Source organism: Desulfobulbus oligotrophicus (genome assembly GCF_016446285.1).
Taxonomy (GTDB): domain Bacteria; phylum Desulfobacterota; class Desulfobulbia; order Desulfobulbales; family Desulfobulbaceae; genus Desulfobulbus; species Desulfobulbus oligotrophicus.
Genome location: NZ_CP054140.1, coordinates 1,906,687 through 1,923,888, shown reverse-complemented (window position 1 = coordinate 1,923,888; position 17,202 = coordinate 1,906,687). Strand labels below are relative to the sequence as shown.

The following is a 17,202-nucleotide window of genomic DNA, read 5'->3' as shown; positions in this document are numbered from 1 at the left end:
ATCTCTTAAGGCTATTCTTCATCCTCTTCATCCACGGCTTCCGGCTCAATCACCTGTTCGGCCTTGGGCTTTCTGGAGAGTTCATGAATATTATCAAATGTCACCTTGCCGGCGGCAATCTCCCGAAGCGTCATGACAACCTCTTTGTTTTTACCGGTAACCAGAAAAGGTTCCCCCTTGCGATGCTGGCGAATGCGCTCCACCGCCAGATGAATAAGAGCAAACCTGTTGTCATCACCGACTTTTTCCAAACAATCTTCTACAGTAATGCGAGCCATGCTGTTTATCTCCATGAAAAATCCCGGAGCAATTTGTCTCCGGGAGCAGAACGCCGGGCACCGTTTTGTCGCCTTGATGCAGGTAACCATCAAGAGTCACAACAAAAACCCGACCGGTAATTTACATAATCATGATCCTGAATTTGACAAGTCCCTGGAGTGAGTATCACTGACCGGGAACAGCAAAAGGATTGCGCAACAGCAGTGTTTCTTCTCGATCGGGTCCGACGGAAACAATCATCGGAGCCACGCCTGTCAGGTCCTCAACCCGCTTCAGATAAGACTTTGCCTGTTCCGGCAGATCTTCATAGGATCGAATATCGGACAGTTCAACCTCCCAGCCTGCCATCTCCTCGTACACAGGTTTGGCTGACTGTGCCTTGCGAATATTTTCAGGCATAAAGGTATATGATTCACCATCTACCCGATATTGAGTAGCTATCTTTATTTTTTGCAGGCCGGAAAGTACATCAAGTTTGGTGACTGCAAATCCGGTCAAACCGTTTAAGCGGACAGCGTCACTTGCAACGACAGCATCAAACCAGCCACAACGTCGACGTCGACCTGTCGTTGCCCCATACTCATGCCCTTTTTGCTGCAAAGCATCACCTATCACGTCTCCTTCCGGCAGTTCGGTGGGAAAAGGTCCTTCTCCCACCCGGGTGGTATATGCCTTGAGTATCCCGATGACCTCGTTGATGTGGCCGGGCCCGAAACCGGAACCGATACAGGCATTACCGGCAGTCGTGTTTGAGGAGGTGACAAAAGGATAGGTGCCATGGTCAACATCAAGCTGTGTTCCCTGCGCTCCTTCAAACAGGATATGCTTGCCTTTTTTACGGGCCTGATCCAGCTCCACGGAAACATTCCCGATAAACGGTGCAAGCTGTGCTGAATAGACCTCAAACTGAGAGAGTATTTTGTCAAAATCAACGGGTTGCGCATCAAATTGCCGGGTAAGGATAAAATTTTTCTCCTCCACAGCTGCCTGCAGCTTATCAGTAAACAGGGCCATATCAAGCAGATCACCAACTTTCATCCCTACACGCCCGATCTTGTCCATATAGCAGGGCCCGATGCCTCGACCCGTGGTACCTATTTTCTTCCCGGTTGCCAGAGTTTTTTCGCGGGCCACGTCCAGGCGCTGGTGATAGGGCATAATCAGATGCGCATTAGCACTGATCAACAGTTGTTTCGGCGTAACAACAATCCCCTTTTCGGCAAGTTCAGCCATCTCGGTGAGCAAAACACCCGGATCGATGATAACGCCGTTACCAATGGCACAGGTTTTCTTCTCGTACAAAATACCTGAAGGTATGATGTGAAAGACATACTTCTTGCCATCGACAACCAACGTATGGCCGGCATTGTTACCGCCCTGAAAACGGACAACATAATCAGCGTACTGGGTGAGAAGATCAACAATTTTCCCCTTGCCCTCATCACCCCACTGGGCTCCGACCACGACTACACTGGCCATGTTCTCTCCTTTTCAAAAATAGCGTCTCCGGGCACCACGGTACAGCCCGACAATCCTCAGTCTTTTTTACCGGCACACAACCTTTTTAGTGTAGCAGAAACAAACAAGAAAGTCAAACGAGATGCTCGGGAACCGCTGTGACAACCCTACGCGGCTACTAAAAAAAGAGCTCCCCAAAACTGCCGGAAAAGCAGCTTTGAGGAGCCGGTATGAACAACGGGTTATCTGAAATTAATTATAGGAGGTTTTCAGTACCATATCTTTACGGGAGTCCGGATCAAACAATCCTTTCTCTTCCGCCTTCTTAAACCACTCCTGTTTCAGGGTATTCAAAAAGGTATTTTTTTCCTCCGCCATCTTCTTTAAATCCAAGCCGATGAGCTCCTGTGCCTTTTCCTTTGTGGAGAAATCCGGAGCCTCATAGTCTGCAGCACCATACTTGGCCAGAACAACCCGTAGTTTCAAACGAGCATTCTGTCCCTTGTTGATTGCTCCAGCCAGCACCCGCAGTGTTTCTTCCGGAGCGTGGAAAAAGCCGCCATGACTGGCAACAGCAAAATCCCATCGCCACTGACCATGACGGATATCCTGCTGTGCAGCCTTCATTTCCTCTTCGGTTGCTCCAAGGCTCAAAGCCTTAGCCGCTTCAAGGTGCGCCTTGGCCAGCACATCGGTTGCCGCCCTGGCGAGTTCGTTTTTACGATCCAGCTTCAACTCCACCAGTTCCCGAAACTCCTGTTCCGTCCCCTTGTGGCAGTTCAGACAGGTGTTGGCAATGGTCTCAAGGGGGCTTCTGACGTTATGGCTGGTGTACTTAACACCACCTTCCGCTGGTGTACTTAACACCACCTTCCCGAACATAGGGCATATGGCAGTCAGCACAACTCAACCCGTTCCGGTAATGGATACCTGTCGTGAATGTTTCATAATCCGGATGCTGCGCTTTCAGCATGGGTGTTTTACTCAACTGATGGGTCCAGTCGCTGAAACCATAGCTGTCATAGTACTCCTCAATTTTTTCAGCACTGATCCCCTTGTTCCAGGGAAAGGTCACAACCAGTGCTGTTTTCTGCTCACCCTTGTCTTCCCATTCGGTTTTCTTGAAGTAGTATTCGGAATGACACTGGGCACAGACTAATGAACGCATATCCTGATGGGTGACATCGGCAACCTTCAGCCGACCTTCTGCATCAAGTGCCCGCTTCAGGTAATCACGGGTCAGGGTCAACTTCATGGTTTTGTTGTCATGGCAATCACCACAACCGACGGTGTTGACAACCTCATCTCCATACTTTGCCCATTTGCCTGTAAAGTACTCCAGCTCACCGTCCCTCTTCATCAGACGGGGTACATCCGGCGACTTACAGGTCCAGCAGGCAGTTGGCTGAGGTCCGGTTTTATCGTCAACCGGTGCCCCGGTCCGCAGGGTGTTGATGTTATCTTCAATAGCATAGTAATGCCCCCGCGGCTTATTATAGTCCTTGGAAAAGGCATACCCGGCCCACATCACCACCAGGGCGGAATCTTCTTCAAGCACGTCGGCGATCTCATCACTTTTTCTGGTCTGCATGTAGCTGTCGTACTCACGGGGATAATGTTTTCCCCACTCGGAAGCTCGTGTCTCACCATCCTTAATAACCGGCACAGCGTCTATCACCTGCTGATCAGCCTTGTTTTCCCGGATGGACAATGTCAGCAGCACCATCGGCACAATGGCCAACACACTCAGGGTGAAGACAATTGATGACTTTTTCATGCATTTTCTCCTGATTTAAATCCTTAAAATACCTGGGCAGTGAAATTGTTCTGTGATCCTGTAATGTTGCGCATTCTACCATGGGGTGTCTCCCGATGACACTCCCAACACCTTCGCCCCATCTGCACACTGCTGTCCGCGACCTTATCATAGAGCGCACTGTTGGCCATCATCTCAGAGACGACTTCACTGTGGCAGGAGATACAGTTTTCTTGAATTCTCCTGGCCGCATCATCGCTGACACGCAGGTTATAACCGTACGTTTTGAAGGTCATGGCCACGGAGTGATTGTACCCGTCTCTGGCCTTGGCGATCATCTTGTTGATAAAACTATCACGGGGCAGGTGGCAATCCACGCAGATGGCTTTGTCTCGGTGGGAACTGTGTTGCCAGGTATCGTAGTGGATGTTCATGGGATGGCAGTTGATGCAAACCTGAGGATCACTCGATAGATAGGAGAGTGCTTGTGACTCATGGACAAGGTTGGCAAACACGCCAACAGCCACAATCACAGCAAAAATAGCGAGATATTTCATAGGCCACCCTGTTTTTACCGGCAACGTTCACCTTGTTGCCGTGTTTCCGGTTCTGTGCAGGTGCTCCTGCACTCCTCCTCGCACTGTCTGTCTGTTTGCTCACCTCCTTCTGCTATTTAGCGCCGAACGATCCGGCTCCCTTGAAATAAAACTTTTAGCTCTTATTTTCTGATTCTTTACACTATTTTCCATAAAGAGCAAAGGGACTAAAAGCAGTGGCAGACAGAAACTTTAACCAGACCCGGACTGATTTTGGCCCTCTTCTGTCATGGTCAATGCCGGCTGCAGACAGCTATTCTGCTGCATGCCTTAAAAAAATACAGGACCAACGTGATGCAAGTACAACACTACTACAGTCTCTCAGCACCGCAAACTTTACAATCTCTATCCCGTCTTCCTGAAAAACAATGAAACAACATCCAGTGCCGGACAACCAGCCGACAGCCACACATTTTTCTTCCCGACGATTACAACGTGAAGCCACAACAGTAAAGGCCATGCTTTCGTTATTCTGTACAGCGCATCATGGCGGCTCATCACAGTTATGTCCGCAATGTCAGGCCCTTCTGAACTATGCATACAGACGGTTGCAACACTGCCCTTTCCAGAAATGCAAGCCCACCTGCGGCAAGTGCCGGATCCACTGCTATGCACCGGCTCAGGGCAGACAGATCAGAGAAGTTATGCGCTTTTCCGGGCCACGCATGCTCCTGTTGCATCCACTTTTAACACTGCGTCATTTCCTCGACGGACTCTATAAACCGCAGTCAAGAGAATAGCGCAGCGTCTTGACACCTTACGGCAAATCTCGTAGAGTTGCTACTTCCCTGAAACATGCTACTCCCTTAACTCACCCCCGGTAATCGTCCATGTTTGGTATCGGCCTCCCGGAAATGATTGTGATCTTTGCTGTTGCCCTGATTGTGGTTGGTCCGGACAAGTTACCCGGGCTGGCCAAATCAATGGCCAAGGGCCTGATGGATTTAAAAAAGACACTGCATCAGGTTCGGGAAGAACTGACCAAAGAAAGTGAGTCACTGAACTCGGTACAGGATGAACTGCGCAAGACCGCCGACGAACTGCGAGGAAAGATGATCGGTGTTGATCCTTCAGTATGGCAGCCAGACACCTCTTCTGATCCGAACGATGAGCCTCTGGATATTGATCCGGAACCTGAAGCGCGCGCCATCGAAGCCGAGTTTCATACTGACAGTCAGATCCTTAACGACACAGCTGCAACAGACCAAACCACTCCGGAAGTCAGTGAAGCCGACCCCACCTCCTCAGACTCACCTGACGAACAACCGGCTCCTGAGCCGGACAATCGGCAATGATCGGCATTCTGGATCAATTCCGGCCTCACCATCAAGAGCTGCGCAAACGGCTTATCCGCTCCTGTCTTATCCTTACACTGGCCAGTATTATCGCCTATCTGTTTAAAGATACCATTGCCTCCTGGTGTATGCGGCCGCTGTATGAGGCATATCCGCAGCTCGGCAAGCTGGTGTACACAAAGCTGACCGATGCCTTTCTCAGCTATCTGAAACTCTCTTTACTGACAGGTCTGGCTGTCAGTTTTCCTTTTTTACTGTATGAACTCTGGCTCTTCATCTCACCCGGACTTCTGGACAATGAAAAACGCATGGTGCGAACAATCACTCTCTGGGCAACCCTGCTGTTTGCCGGGGGCACTCTCTTTGCCTTTTTTGTCGCCCTGCCGCGCATGCTGCACTACTTTATGAGTTACACTTCCACCAACCTTGTTCCCATGCTGAAGATCGGCATGTACCTGACCTTCACCATCAGGATGATGCTGGCCTTCGGCATTGCCTTCCAGATCCCCTTTCTCATGGTCATGGCGATTCGAGCCGGCCTTCTGCAGCCCGATCATTTCCGCACTAAACGGCTCCCCTTTTACTTAGCCATTGTCATTCTTTCTTTTCTGCTGACCACCGGCGAAGTAACCGCCACCGCGCTGCTCTCCTTTCCACTGTTCGGGCTCTACGAGATGGGCATCCTTGCCGGTCGTGTCTTCGGCGGGAAGAAGCAGCAGCACAACTCATCCTCAACCGCCTGAAGAACTGCCCGCTCTTTGCAAGGATTGCCTCTGTTTTATGGCTGTGCCCGCTTCCCAAACCCGACAGGCCGATCTGGCTCGACACCGGCAACTCCTTGGCTGGCTGGCTGTTTTCGGCTCTGCCGTCTTCTTTTATCTGGCCACAGCCATTATCAGCTGGGGTCGCTCTTATGTAACCATAAGCGCCACCTACTACACCTTTGCCCGCTTTGTTCTCGGCTTTGTGCTGGTAGGAACAGTGTTTGTCCTCAAGGGGCATCGGCCAAGCTGCAACCATGTCCATTATATTTTCGGCCGTACTGTGACCAATGCTCTGGCAGTCCTCTGTTTTTACAAAGCAGTTGATGTCTCCTCGCTTGCCAGTGCCAATATCCTCAACATGACCTATCCTGTTTTTGTCGCGATCTTTTCATGGATCACACTCCGGGATCAACGCGATACCGTGGCGCTGGGTATCGTCGGCCTTGCCTCTCTGGGCATCTGGCTCATTCTCGATCCAGCAGGCACAACACTGGACTGGAACAACTACTGGGGACTTCTTTCCGGTCTGTTTGCCGGGGTCTCGATCATCTATCTCAATCTCAGCCGACAATTCCACGATGCGCAGACCATTCTCTTCTACATGTTCGGTTTGGGAGCTCTCTGTATTCTTCCCTTTCTCCACGGGACGATCTTTCTGCCCAGACCGCTGGATCTCTTCTTTCTGCTGACCTGTTCGATTGCGGGAATTCTTGGACAGTACCTGTTAACCTACGGTTTTCTCTACGTCACCGCAGTCGAAGGCGCGGTCATCTCCTCAAGCCGTATTCTCATTGCCGCCTTTCTCGGTCCGTTTCTGGTTGCCGATCCACCACTTACCGCAACCGGATGGCTGGGCGCCGCCCTGCTCTTTGCTGCAAATGTTGCGCTGGCTGTCCGAAAAAAACCGTCCCGGTAACACCAATCCCTCTCAGGCCGATGGCTCGCACCTTTATCCTTGCCGAAGCAAAGGGTCCATAATCCAGGGCAAGCGGATGCTGATGCGATCTTCGGGGTGAGCGGACGCACCTCCTCTGTGGACGGGGACTGGTCCATAACTGCCTAATATATCAGCTCAAAACCATTGACGCTGATACGGACTGTGCCTTGCGAGGTGTCTGATGGGAATAGAGCAGAAAACGTACAGATCGGCCTGACCGGCTTTACTCGGCAAGCTGCCTTGACGATCCGACTGGGGCATTCAGGAAGAGACAGGCAATATCTCCTGTTTGAGCAAACAACAGGAGATACAATGCACCGGGGTACCGTCACTATGGTAACTGATATTTCCCGGTTGCAGCAGCCTGTTCATGACACAACCCTCTGGAATAGTCAGCTGGAAGAAACGCTCCTCAGTCAGACCATCGCAGGGGACCAGACGATTGTTTTCGATGACGGCACTGTGGATTGGATAATCTTCACACAGGGGGCAACGATACACGCGACCGTTGGGGAAAATAAAATAATTTTCAGACACAATCCCTGCACATTGAAACTGTTCACCAGGGTCAAGAAATACCTTGGGAAAGACCACATGAATTCCCCGCTGTGCTGCTTCTGCGGCTACCTGAGGAATAATCTCCAGCCACTGCTGCGGTTCGACCTGCCAGTGTGTCGCTGCCTCGGACTGCGGTGTTGCTGAACTGCCTCGCAGACCGATCACCTGGATGAAAAAACGGTGGACGCCCAAATCGGACAGTAACGCCGGCATCTGGGGCAGTTGTTCAACATTGAGGCTGGAAACCGTGTAAATAAGGCTGGTGTTGAAACCGGCAGCCACCGCCCTGCGGATATTCGCCGTACACCGGTCAAAAACACCCTCTCCCCGGATCGGGTCGTTGGTTGCCGCATCCGGTCCGTCAAGGCTGAAGCTCAAGTAATCCAGTTCATCAGGGGTCACCCGGTTGAGCAGGTCGTGAAAAAGATAACCGTTCGTATCAACGGTTACCGCATAGCGCAGGTTCTTGGCAGCCCTGATGATCGCCGGCAGCTCCGGGTGCAGGGTGGGTTCACCGCCCAGAAGTATAAGGTTTGTCTCCTGTTCCGACCTGGCAAAAAGTCGTAACCACTGCCGCACCGTTTCCAAGGAAAGCGTCTGGGTACCATGCTGATCAGGGTTGATGTAACAGTGACGGCAGCTCAGATTACAGGCTGTGAGGAGATGAAAAAATACGTTGCGCTCCCCATGTTTAAACCCGACTGTACGCGCCGTTGCAGGCGATGCAACGTTCATGGCTGTTCGGCCTCCACATCCTGGGCCAGGGTGTATCTCGCCAGGAGACTGTCCTGCCAGTACGAACCGGTTCGAAAAAATTCCTGAAAAAGTCGGACACTTTCCCGGCGCAACACCCGATCATACAGATACACCTTCATCTGTGCATACAGGCTGTTCAGCATGTAGAGCGGCAGATTGACGCCTCCTCCCATAACATCCTCATACGCCCACACAAAGGTACGGATTCCCGACAGCAGCATGGTGGTATAGCACATGAGACAGGGCTCCAGGGTTGTGTAGACTGTCACGGTGCTGAGGTCGAGTTCAGGATGCCCGGCAATCAGCTGTCGTAAAGTCAGCATCTCCGCATGATCGATTTCATTGCAACGCTCACCCTGACTGTGATGTCGCCTGCCCTGGGCAACAATACGCCTGTCAATGGTCATGACACAACCGACGGGAAACTCGCCGGCAGCAAGGGCGTGCCGGGCCTCATCCAGGGCAACCCGCATGAACTGTTCGTGTTCGCTCATCATAACAAGGTGTTGACAGCAAAAAAGAGAAGAATGCTCCCAGAGACGTGATACAGAGGTATACCTATACCACCGGAACAGACCGCTGTCAAAACTAGAGAGTCCGACCGAATTTCAGAATATTCTTGCCGATGGTCACGCCGGTGTGCGGTTGCACCCAGTCACAGCCCAGTTCGGTAAAGGGAAGATAGATCAGTTGTGCTGTCATCTCTGTCAGCCGGGTGTAGGGCAGCATCGGAAAGATGCGTCTGGGGCTTGCAGTGGATGCGGCCAACATCAGCTTAACCGCCTGCCGGGCTTCGGAAAACGGTAAGGTTGCAGGAAAAAAGTTCGGTTGCAGTTTTGCTGTCACTGGTCTGAGCCGCCACTGGCCGAGTGTTGCCTGTCGTCCGGCCAGAAGAAACACTTTCGGTCGTAAACGAATCGCCGGCACCCACACACTCATCACCCTGCTCCGCCATTGCGGTCTGGGGAGAAACGGCTGGTTAGTGCGCTCAACAAAGTCGGCAAAGCTGTAAATATTAAGTACCGGAATATGGGTGGATATCTTCCAGAATGGTAAAAAGAGTTTCGTGGCGCTGTCACCGGCCTGCATCTGCCAATCAAGACGCACCAGCTGCTTCGGGGTCACTCCCCAGGCTGAATGACAGTTGGGACAGGTCATAACCTGACAGTCACTACTTCCCTCAAGCCCGGCCCCGCACTGCGGACAGAGTGTCGCCACAAAACGAACCTGCCAGCCATCATCATATCGTCGATTGGCCAGATCACCGCTGATGAAGTCAACCAGATCACACAGTCTATCCCCTGTCACCCCGTCGTGCAGACCACAGTGCTTAATAACAAGCGGCAGGTAAATATAACTGAGATGTTCGCCGATATAGGCACGGTGCAGAAACTGTTGGCCGATCTGGGGAACGAGGTTGCCCACGGCAGCGGCTTTTTCTAAAATGGCACTTGCCTTGAGTGTCTGCGTGAGAAACAGGTTCTCTGCGGCAGGATCGATCCTCTGCAGGCGCATAGCCTGTGGACGCACCCCTAAAGACGGCGGCAACCCCAGTGCCGAGCTGGCCACCCGGGTTGTATCAATCACCCGGTGATCGATTCCGGACTCGGTCACCAGATAGATGGTTCCTTTAAACCGCACATAGGGAGCCAGCAGCAGCCCGGCTGATGAGGCATCTCCCGCCATTGGCAGGACATAACGGGGTGGACTGTTACTCTGCACCATGCTCCGTATCCCGCACGATCCGCAGTACAGTACAGACTCTGCTTCGGTCAGTTCAACCGGGGCCCCGCACTGCGGGCAATCCTGTTTAACCAGCAATTTCATTGCAGCAACCGTTCAGTCGGCATGAAAAAACAGGCCATACCAATCAGGCCAGTTTGCCGCCGCACCCGTTGCAAAAACTTGCCCGGGCCACATTGACTTTCTGACATTGCGAGCAGATGAGCTCCCTATCCTCATCCACAGGATAACCGCACCGGGGGCAAAACTGTGCTCCTGCACTCAGATCATTGCCGCAGTTGCGACAGTAGTGTCTGCGGACCTGCTGATGACCGCAGTAAGGACAAAAACGGGCATCAGCCGGAACTCTGTTATCACAACCTTCACAAACAGTCTCCTGTACCCTTGAGCCACCGGCTGCAACAGCACCTCCGCCGGTCTGCATGCCGCCAAGCATCGCAGGCATCATCATTCCCAATCCCAGCCCTAAACCAGCCCCGGCCTCACCGCCGCCTGTTGCCGCCTTTTCCATGGCCATGGCGGCCTTCATCCGGACAAAGGCGTCCATATCTGTAATAACACTCAATCTGGATCGATCGTCAATGGCCTGCTGCACTTCCGTCGGCGGGGTTATGGAGGTAATATAAAAACCGGCTAAAGACAGCCCGAAACGGGTAAAGTCCTGTACCAGTCGCTTCTGCAAACCGTCTGCAATATCGTCAAATCTACCCGGCAGGTCAAACAGCGAGTGGAGATGTTTTCCCAGGTAATCGTTGAACCGGGAAACAATCACCTCGCGCAGATAGTCTTCTATCTGATCAGTGGTATACCGTCCCATGGTTCCGGCCAGATTGTTGATCAGCAAAAGCGGCTGCACAACGCGAAGGTTAAACACACCGTGGGCGCGCAGTCGGACCAGACCCAGCTCAGCGTCGCGAAAGGCGATGGGGTCGCGGGTCCCCCATTTCAGATCGGTAAATACCTTGAGATTAACAAAAAACACCTCGGCTCTGAGCGGACTGACCATTCCCCAAGGTGCGGAGAGGATCTTGGTCAGAAGAGGGATGTTGCCGGTTTTGAGCGTATGCCGGCCCGGCCCGAAAACAGTACAGGCCCGACCTTTATAAAAAAGGACCGCAGCCTGACTCTCACGTACGGTGAGTTGCGCGCCGAATTTAATTTCACCGGATCCCTGTTCCGGTACACGATGCAGCAGCTCCTCACCGCTCTCATCGAACCATTCCAGGGCTTCCAGCAAAATAACATTATCTGCCCCCATAAAGATGCTCCTGCCGAGAAGAGGTTGTTGTCATAATTGTTTGTATTATAGTGAAGACAGCGCCAAGTACCAAAGACAAAGAGATCTTTGCAGCCAAAAAGCACATCCGGCAGGAAACAGTGCTCCACAGCTGCTGAAACAACCGGCGCTGCTATTCTCAAGCAGAGAGGGACAACAAGATGACGACATTTCAGTCAGAATGGACAGTGGAATCGGCCATGGCAATCCTGGCGCATCCGACTGTGGACAGTGAAATATGGGCTTCTGCAGTGGAATGGCTGTTGATTTACGGACCGCCGGAAATCAAAGAACTCCTTCAACAGGCCGGCGGGCACGCAACCAGCGAACAGTTTCCAGATCTTAAACCGCGCGGATTCAGTCCGGACGGTGATCCCTGCTATACCCTTTACGATCTGGCGAAACACATGGGTATCTCTGAAGAAGAGGCCAGAAACCATCTCCTTGAAAAGGAAAGGAAACACGGTGTTCGTCACGGGTACACACAGGATGACACCATCACCCTGCAGTGACACGGCCGTCTCGGCCGGCTTATCAATACCCTTACCAGCTGATACCGCCTGAAACGATACTTCGGTACGCAATGAGCTCAAAGATCCGTTTATGCGGATCTATCTGGATATGATAATAACGGTCCTGCGGCATATAGATGTACGGGATCTCCTCTTCCTGGCGGGATAAAAAACAGGATAAGATCACCCGGTTGACCGCACGGTGACCGACGATCATGATATTTTCACTGTAGTTGTTCAGGAAAAATACCTTTTTCAGGCCGCGCAGCACCCGTTCCTCCATGGTCATGTACCCCTCTCCATCCGGATAGACATAGCTGTACTTGTTGCGGCCCCGTTCTTTCGCCACATCCGGCATCTGTTGCCGAACCTCCTCATAGGTCATGCCTTCACACTGCCCGGCGTAAATCTCATTGAATTCCGGCAGAGCAATAATTGAACAGGGGTGCTGTCGCTCGGCTATCGGTGTGGCGGTCTGCAGTGTCCGCTTATAGTTGCTGGTAAAAATAATAGGGATACGCACCGTGGCAAAATGTTCGGCCAGGGCATTTGCCTGTTCACGTCCCTTGCCGGTCAGATCCGAATCGCCACCAATGCGATCCTCCTGATTAAACAGGGTTTCACCGTGTCGGACCAGAAAGAGGTTGCGAACGACCCGGGTGGTGAGAATATCACGGATCCGGTCGTAATACGGCAACACATCGGTGATGTGCTCCTGCAGGATACAGGATTCAAAGGAGTCAACAACAATACGGTTGGTCTCAGCGTCAAGGGGTTCGTAAATCGATTCATAAGAGCGGATGCGCTGAATAAAGCTCTCCAGAGCCTGATCATGGGTCAGGTGCTGAAATTCCTTCAAGCGGACCTTACGTTCCAGATTAGCCTCCAGCGCCTCTTCGTCGGCGTTGAGGCATTCGATATAACACAGCGGCACCCCGGGAAACGAGTCGGCAACATGCTGCCGACGGCGTCTGGTCACGTTGCTGGCATCCATGATCGCAACCTCGCCGCCTTCACTGAAGAACGTCTGTGCCGCCTCGATATTCATCTGGGCGATCCGCTCCCGCATCTCAACCCCCTGGATGTTGGCAGGTGAAAAGAATGCAGCAGAAGAGGTATCAGTACCGCTGTCAAGACGCCGCCGCAATTCACCATTGTTGAAGATCCGTACGCGGACCCCGTCAAGTTCAAGCGTGCGCCCGAGTTTGCGCGCCATGGTTGATTTACCGCGGGCCGGTAATCCCATCATCACAATCACCAGCTTTCGTTTCATATCCCCTCCCTCACCGGCGGATTGTTCGTCAGCAGATCAATGGAATGTTCTTCTTTGCTTTTGGGCACAAACAGGTGATGCACTGCGGACATCGTTTCTTTTCTTACAATAAAAGATGCGTCACAGACAGCAGAGCAACATGGATGCTTACGTGCCGATAACCGGCCCGACAGCACAGGACAACTCCACAATAACCGTGCCGCCAACCAGTGTATGCAGGACCGTTGACCGCTGGATACGGTTCTATGCCAACACGGCATCAAGTGCTGCTTCATCGATCCGGTCGGTTATATCGACCTTGCCAAGGGCAACAGGCAGTACAAAGACAAGGCGGCCATTGCTGGCCTTTTTGTCTGCACGCATGAACTGCCGCAGTGCTGCACGATCGTATTGAGCAGGTATTGCCACCGGCAGGCCGTAGAGATGCAACAGTGCCTCAATCTGCTCAGCCGTTGCTGACGAGGCACGGCCGCTGCGAACCGCCAGCTCGGCAACCGCACGCATGCCGATGGCAACGGCAAAACCATGGTTCAACGCGTAGCCGGAAACCGCTTCAACAGCATGACCGATGGTATGCCCGAAATTCAGGATCCGGCGCAGACCGCTCTCCTGTTCATCCTGTTCCACCACTGCCGCCTTCATTTCACAGCAACGCCGGATCATCGGGACAATCACCGCAGGATCAAGCGCCACAATCGCATCACGCTGTTCACGCAGCCAATGGAAAAAATCAGCATCGATTGAGGCCCCGTACTTAATGACCTCGGCCATCCCCCCCAGAAACTCCTCTTCCGGCAGGGTCTGCAAGACCTCGGTGTCAATATAGACCGCACGCGGCTGGTAAAAGGTGCCGATCAGGTTCTTTCCCTGAGTAAGATCAACACCGGTTTTTCCGCCCACCGAACTGTCGACCTGGGCGAGCAGGCTGGTTGGAATCTGTACAAAGGGAATGCCGCGCATGTAAATGGATGCCAGAAATCCGGTGATATCGCCGACAACACCACCACCAAGGGCAATAAGTCCGGAGGTACGATCAAAACCAGAGGCTGCAAGTCTGCCGGCCAACTCCTCCACTGTCTGTAAACACTTGCTCGCCTCTCCGTGAGGAAAGGTAAAAAGATCAGCGCGCACACCGTTTTCTACAAGGGCCGCCAGCACAGTGTTGCCATAGAGTGCAGCCACCCGATCGTCACTGATTATTCCGTATCGTCCGGCAATGCCCGCTGTTTTCAGCAGACCGCCGATTTGACTCAAAACTCCGGGACCAATGGCGATCGGATAACTCCGCTCACCAAGTCCAACCTCTATCGTCTGCTTCACCATATCTTTTTCCTTCCTCTGATATCGAGTATCGTCCTGTATCGGTCCTGCTCACAGCCCCTTTACTGTAACAAAAAAAGGAGATGCCGCCAATGCGACATCTCCTTTCAGAACCGGAGTCAATACGATCAGAACTTACATTGCGCTACCTGCAGCGTGGCTCTGCATCTTCACTTCAACCTTCTCGGTGAGACCGGCGTAGTACTTGCGAAGCAGAACAAGAACCTCGTCACGACCAAAGTGGTCAACTACCGGGGCGCCTTCGGACAGGGCCTTGCGGAGTTTTGTTCCGGACAGGATAACACGATCTTCCTTACTGTGCGGGCAGGTACGCAGAGAGGCCATACCATCGCACTTATGGCAGTAGAATGTCCAGTCGATCTTCATCGGCTTGCACTGCAGATCCTTGCCGGGATCACCGGTTTTGGGAATGCGATCAAAGATCTCCTGTGCTTCGAACAGGCCGTAAAAGTCACCCACGCCGGCATGGTCACGACCGATCAGCATGTTGTTGACACCGTAGTTCTGACGGAAGGTAGCATGGAGCAGACCTTCACGCGGACCGGCATAGCGCATATCCAGCGGATAACCGGCATTGATGACATGCTCTTTCACAAAGTAGTGGTCAATCAGAATTTTGATGGCCTCGATACGGGTGTCAGCAGGAATGTCACCAGGCTTCAGGTTACCGATCAGGCTGTGAATCAGCACACCGTCACACACCTCAATGGCGATCTTGGCAAGAAACTCATGGGAACGGTGCATGGGGTTACGCAGCTGCAGGGCGGCAACGTTTGCCCAGCCACGCTCGTCAAACATGGCGCGAACCTCAACAGGTTTCAGGTAGATGCCGGGATACTCGGCAGGATACTCACCTTCGGACAGTACTTTAACCGGGCCTGCCAGGTTGAATTCCTTCTGGTTCATTACCATGATAACGCCGGGGTGGTCTTCAGGTGCGATCTCCCAGAATTTATCATCCGCTGACTCTTCGCCCTGGCCCTTAAAGACCTTCTCGCACTCCCAGCGTTTATCAGCTTCAGTCATCTCGAACTTCTCGGTGATCTTCATGGTGGCGTATGTCTTGCCTTTGTTGACAAGGGCAATCTCATCGCCGACATTGATACCGGCAGCATCTTCTGTGGAAACATCCAGGGTGATCGGTACCGGCCAGAACGTACCGTCTGCCATCTGGAAATTCTCACAAACACCCTTCCAGTCAGCTTTGGTCATAAATCCAGAGAGCGGAGAAAAACCGCCGATACCCATCATGATCAGGTCGCCTTTGGCGCGATCAGTCACTTCTACCTGCTTCAGGCCTGCAGCTTTTTTCAACTCCGCTTCACGCTCGGCACCTTCAAGCAAGGCACACACAAGACCTTTACCACCGTGGGGTGCTACCAATTTTGAACTCATTCTTTTTTCCTCTCTGGTTGTATTCTGGTGAGAATATTAAACCTACTTTAATTCCGGTTAAAAACCGGATTACTCCCTGGGCAAAAAACTGAACCTTCATTCAGTTTACAAGATATTTATAAGGAAGTACCCCGGAAGTCAAGAAAAAAAACTCATGAAAATAATCAGCAAAAATGATGAGACCCATCGTTTGCATAGATACCCATATATTTATAGACAAAAACACCCCTGTCACAGCGGTGATCAGGGGTGAAAAAGTTGATTTTCCATGCCATATTTCAGGGGCGACCACGGTATTCTCCTACTCTGTACGCAACCTCCCCACACGGTTGACAACAAGAGCAAGTTCACCGGCCTTGTTCTTCAGCGTAACAGTGCCGATCACCGACGGCATGCCGTTCGGCCTAAACCGGGTACGGTTCGAGGCAAAGGTACACTTGGATATTGTCACATTGGTCGGCAATGTCACATGCCGCAGCTCCGGTTCATCTGCATCCACAAGCCAGTTATTGTTCTTGTCCACAAAGATCCGGTACGAACGGGTAGCCGATTCAAAGAGCACCGCCACCACCTCGCCTTCCCGGATAGCCCGCATTCGTGCCAGCTGCATATCGGCCTGGAGGTTGTTGATCGCACCGCGCAACATCCGTTCGGTCCGCCAACCGATCATGTTGGGGATGGCAATGGCACTCAGAATGCCGATGATGGCCATGGTCACCATGAGCTCCACCAGGGTGAAGCCCCGGCTGGTTGACTGTTTCATACCTGCCTTCCTTTGCGGGTAAAGAGGTTTCGAGCCTTCCTGCCCAACCTGCTAATTTCTCCAGACACCTTTGTCATCGCGAAAAAACGAAGCATCTTCTTTCCGGCCTGTCCCACCGGCGGTGTCATCAGCTTTCTTTTCCACCGCCGGTTCACCCAGCACCCACATCTTTGTCAAAAGAGTGCCGAGTGCAAAAAATCCGACCGGGGTTTGCGGCTTAAAGTCCTCCAGGGAGATGGGCCCGCCGTGGGCATTCCGGAAGATTGCCCCACTGTGCACCATAAAAATGCTGTCATCAATGACAACTGTCCGCGGGCTGTCATCGGATTGCCCGTGAGTATGTACAAAAACCCCCTCATACTCATCAGCACCCGGATACACCGTGTCGCCGTGTCCATCCCGGCGCATCTCCGCCTGTGCCAGGACAACCTGTCCCAACAACAGGACACAGGCAACTATTGTAACTATCCACTGTTGTGGTCTCATCATTCTTCTCCTGG

The 17,202-nt window shown here is 52.4% G+C and carries 19 protein-coding genes and 1 pseudogene; 6 read left to right on the top strand and 14 right to left on the bottom strand.

All coding sequences use genetic code 11. The features are described 5' to 3' along the window. Positions 1–11 precede the first annotated feature (11 nt). Complete coding sequence (gene rpoZ, locus HP555_RS08655; RefSeq protein WP_199261567.1) at positions 12–278, bottom strand: DNA-directed RNA polymerase subunit omega; 267 nt, start codon at positions 276–278, stop codon at positions 12–14. On the opposite strand from rpoZ, the gene HP555_RS08650 reads away from it, so the two are divergent. After that, positions 277–441, top strand: coding sequence for a hypothetical protein (locus HP555_RS08650; RefSeq protein WP_199261565.1), 165 nt, complete (start codon positions 277–279; stop codon positions 439–441). The two genes, rpoZ and HP555_RS08650, sit on opposite strands and share 2 nt — an antisense overlap. 3 nt (positions 442–444) lie before the next feature. Here the strand turns inward: HP555_RS08650 and HP555_RS08645 are convergent, their stop codons facing one another. The 3 genes and pseudogenes from HP555_RS08645 to nrfH all read right to left on the bottom strand — a co-directional run bounded on the left by HP555_RS08645 (position 445) and on the right by nrfH (position 4,050). After that, positions 445–1,758, bottom strand: a complete 1,314-nt coding sequence (locus tag HP555_RS08645) for an adenylosuccinate synthase (RefSeq protein WP_199261563.1) — start codon at positions 1,756–1,758, stop codon at positions 445–447. Positions 1,759–1,989: 231 nt separating this feature from the next. Continuing rightward, positions 1,990–3,514, bottom strand: a pseudogene (gene nrfA, locus HP555_RS14390) (ammonia-forming cytochrome c nitrite reductase). Between the two features lie 23 nt (positions 3,515–3,537). Further along, positions 3,538–4,050: a cytochrome c nitrite reductase small subunit gene (nrfH, locus tag HP555_RS08635; RefSeq protein ID WP_199261561.1), complete on the bottom strand. Its 513-nt coding sequence runs from the start codon at positions 4,048–4,050 to the stop codon at positions 3,538–3,540. Between the two features lie 407 nt (positions 4,051–4,457). Between nrfH and HP555_RS08630 the strand changes: the two genes are divergently transcribed. The 4 genes from HP555_RS08630 to HP555_RS08615 all read left to right on the top strand — a co-directional run bounded on the left by HP555_RS08630 (position 4,458) and on the right by HP555_RS08615 (position 7,064). Continuing rightward, positions 4,458–4,829: a nitrous oxide-stimulated promoter family protein gene (locus HP555_RS08630; protein WP_199261559.1), complete on the top strand. Its 372-nt coding sequence runs from the start codon at positions 4,458–4,460 to the stop codon at positions 4,827–4,829. 90 nt (positions 4,830–4,919) lie between these two features. Continuing rightward, a complete protein-coding gene (locus HP555_RS08625) occupies positions 4,920–5,384 on the top strand; it encodes a twin-arginine translocase TatA/TatE family subunit (protein ID WP_199261558.1) in 465 nt (154 codons plus the stop codon). After that, on the top strand, positions 5,381–6,127 hold the full coding sequence (gene tatC / locus HP555_RS08620) for a twin-arginine translocase subunit TatC (protein ID WP_199261556.1): 747 nt from the start codon (positions 5,381–5,383) through the stop codon (positions 6,125–6,127). The genes HP555_RS08625 and tatC overlap by 4 nt, the downstream gene beginning before the upstream one ends. A gap of 37 nt (positions 6,128–6,164) precedes the next feature. Then, positions 6,165–7,064 (top strand): DMT family transporter, encoded by a 900-nt coding sequence (locus HP555_RS08615; RefSeq protein WP_199261554.1) that lies wholly within the window; start codon positions 6,165–6,167, stop codon positions 7,062–7,064. Positions 7,065–7,346: 282 nt separating this feature from the next. Here the strand turns inward: HP555_RS08615 and HP555_RS08610 are convergent, their stop codons facing one another. From HP555_RS08610 to HP555_RS08595, 4 genes are all read right to left on the bottom strand, one after another. After that, on the bottom strand, positions 7,347–8,378 hold the full coding sequence (locus HP555_RS08610) for a radical SAM protein (RefSeq protein WP_199261552.1): 1,032 nt from the start codon (positions 8,376–8,378) through the stop codon (positions 7,347–7,349). Next, a complete protein-coding gene (locus HP555_RS08605; RefSeq protein ID WP_199261550.1) occupies positions 8,375–8,896 on the bottom strand; it encodes a nucleoside deaminase in 522 nt (173 codons plus the stop codon). Before HP555_RS08605 ends, HP555_RS08610 begins: the two co-directional genes overlap by 4 nt. Before the next feature lie 91 nt (positions 8,897–8,987). Then, on the bottom strand, positions 8,988–10,226 hold the full coding sequence (locus HP555_RS08600; RefSeq protein WP_199261548.1) for a hypothetical protein: 1,239 nt from the start codon (positions 10,224–10,226) through the stop codon (positions 8,988–8,990). Positions 10,227–10,269: 43 nt separating this feature from the next. Beyond that, complete coding sequence (locus tag HP555_RS08595; RefSeq protein ID WP_199261546.1) at positions 10,270–11,400, bottom strand: SPFH domain-containing protein; 1,131 nt, start codon at positions 11,398–11,400, stop codon at positions 10,270–10,272. Positions 11,401–11,579: 179 nt separating this feature from the next. Here HP555_RS08595 and HP555_RS08590 point away from each other — a divergent pair, with 179 nt between their 5' ends. Continuing rightward, a complete protein-coding gene (locus tag HP555_RS08590) occupies positions 11,580–11,930 on the top strand; it encodes a hypothetical protein (protein ID WP_199261545.1) in 351 nt (116 codons plus the stop codon). A 31-nt stretch (positions 11,931–11,961) separates the two neighbouring features. Here the strand turns inward: HP555_RS08590 and HP555_RS08585 are convergent, their stop codons facing one another. The 6 genes from HP555_RS08585 to HP555_RS08560 form a co-directional block, all read right to left on the bottom strand. Continuing rightward, positions 11,962–13,203, bottom strand: coding sequence for a bifunctional nucleoside/nucleotide kinase/histidine phosphatase family protein (locus tag HP555_RS08585; protein ID WP_199261543.1), 1,242 nt, complete (start codon positions 13,201–13,203; stop codon positions 11,962–11,964). Between the two features lie 243 nt (positions 13,204–13,446). Beyond that, complete coding sequence (aroB, locus tag HP555_RS08580) at positions 13,447–14,526, bottom strand: 3-dehydroquinate synthase (RefSeq protein ID WP_199261541.1); 1,080 nt, start codon at positions 14,524–14,526, stop codon at positions 13,447–13,449. Between the two features lie 132 nt (positions 14,527–14,658). Further along, a complete protein-coding gene (gene sat / locus HP555_RS08575; protein WP_199261539.1) occupies positions 14,659–15,939 on the bottom strand; it encodes a sulfate adenylyltransferase in 1,281 nt (426 codons plus the stop codon). A gap of 100 nt (positions 15,940–16,039) precedes the next feature. Next, entirely contained in the window at positions 16,040–16,231 is a 192-nt protein-coding gene (locus HP555_RS08570; protein ID WP_199261537.1) for a hypothetical protein, read from the bottom strand. Positions 16,232–16,240: 9 nt separating this feature from the next. Continuing rightward, positions 16,241–16,702 carry a GspH/FimT family pseudopilin gene (locus HP555_RS08565; RefSeq protein WP_199261535.1) on the bottom strand — a complete coding sequence of 154 codons (462 nt, stop codon included), beginning with the start codon at positions 16,700–16,702 and terminating at the stop codon, positions 16,241–16,243. A gap of 51 nt (positions 16,703–16,753) precedes the next feature. Continuing rightward, the gene (locus tag HP555_RS08560; RefSeq protein WP_199261533.1) at positions 16,754–17,191 is read right to left on the bottom strand and encodes a hypothetical protein; all 438 of its coding nucleotides are present in this window, start codon (positions 17,189–17,191) and stop codon (positions 16,754–16,756) included. Between the last annotated feature and the right edge of the window lie 11 nt (positions 17,192–17,202).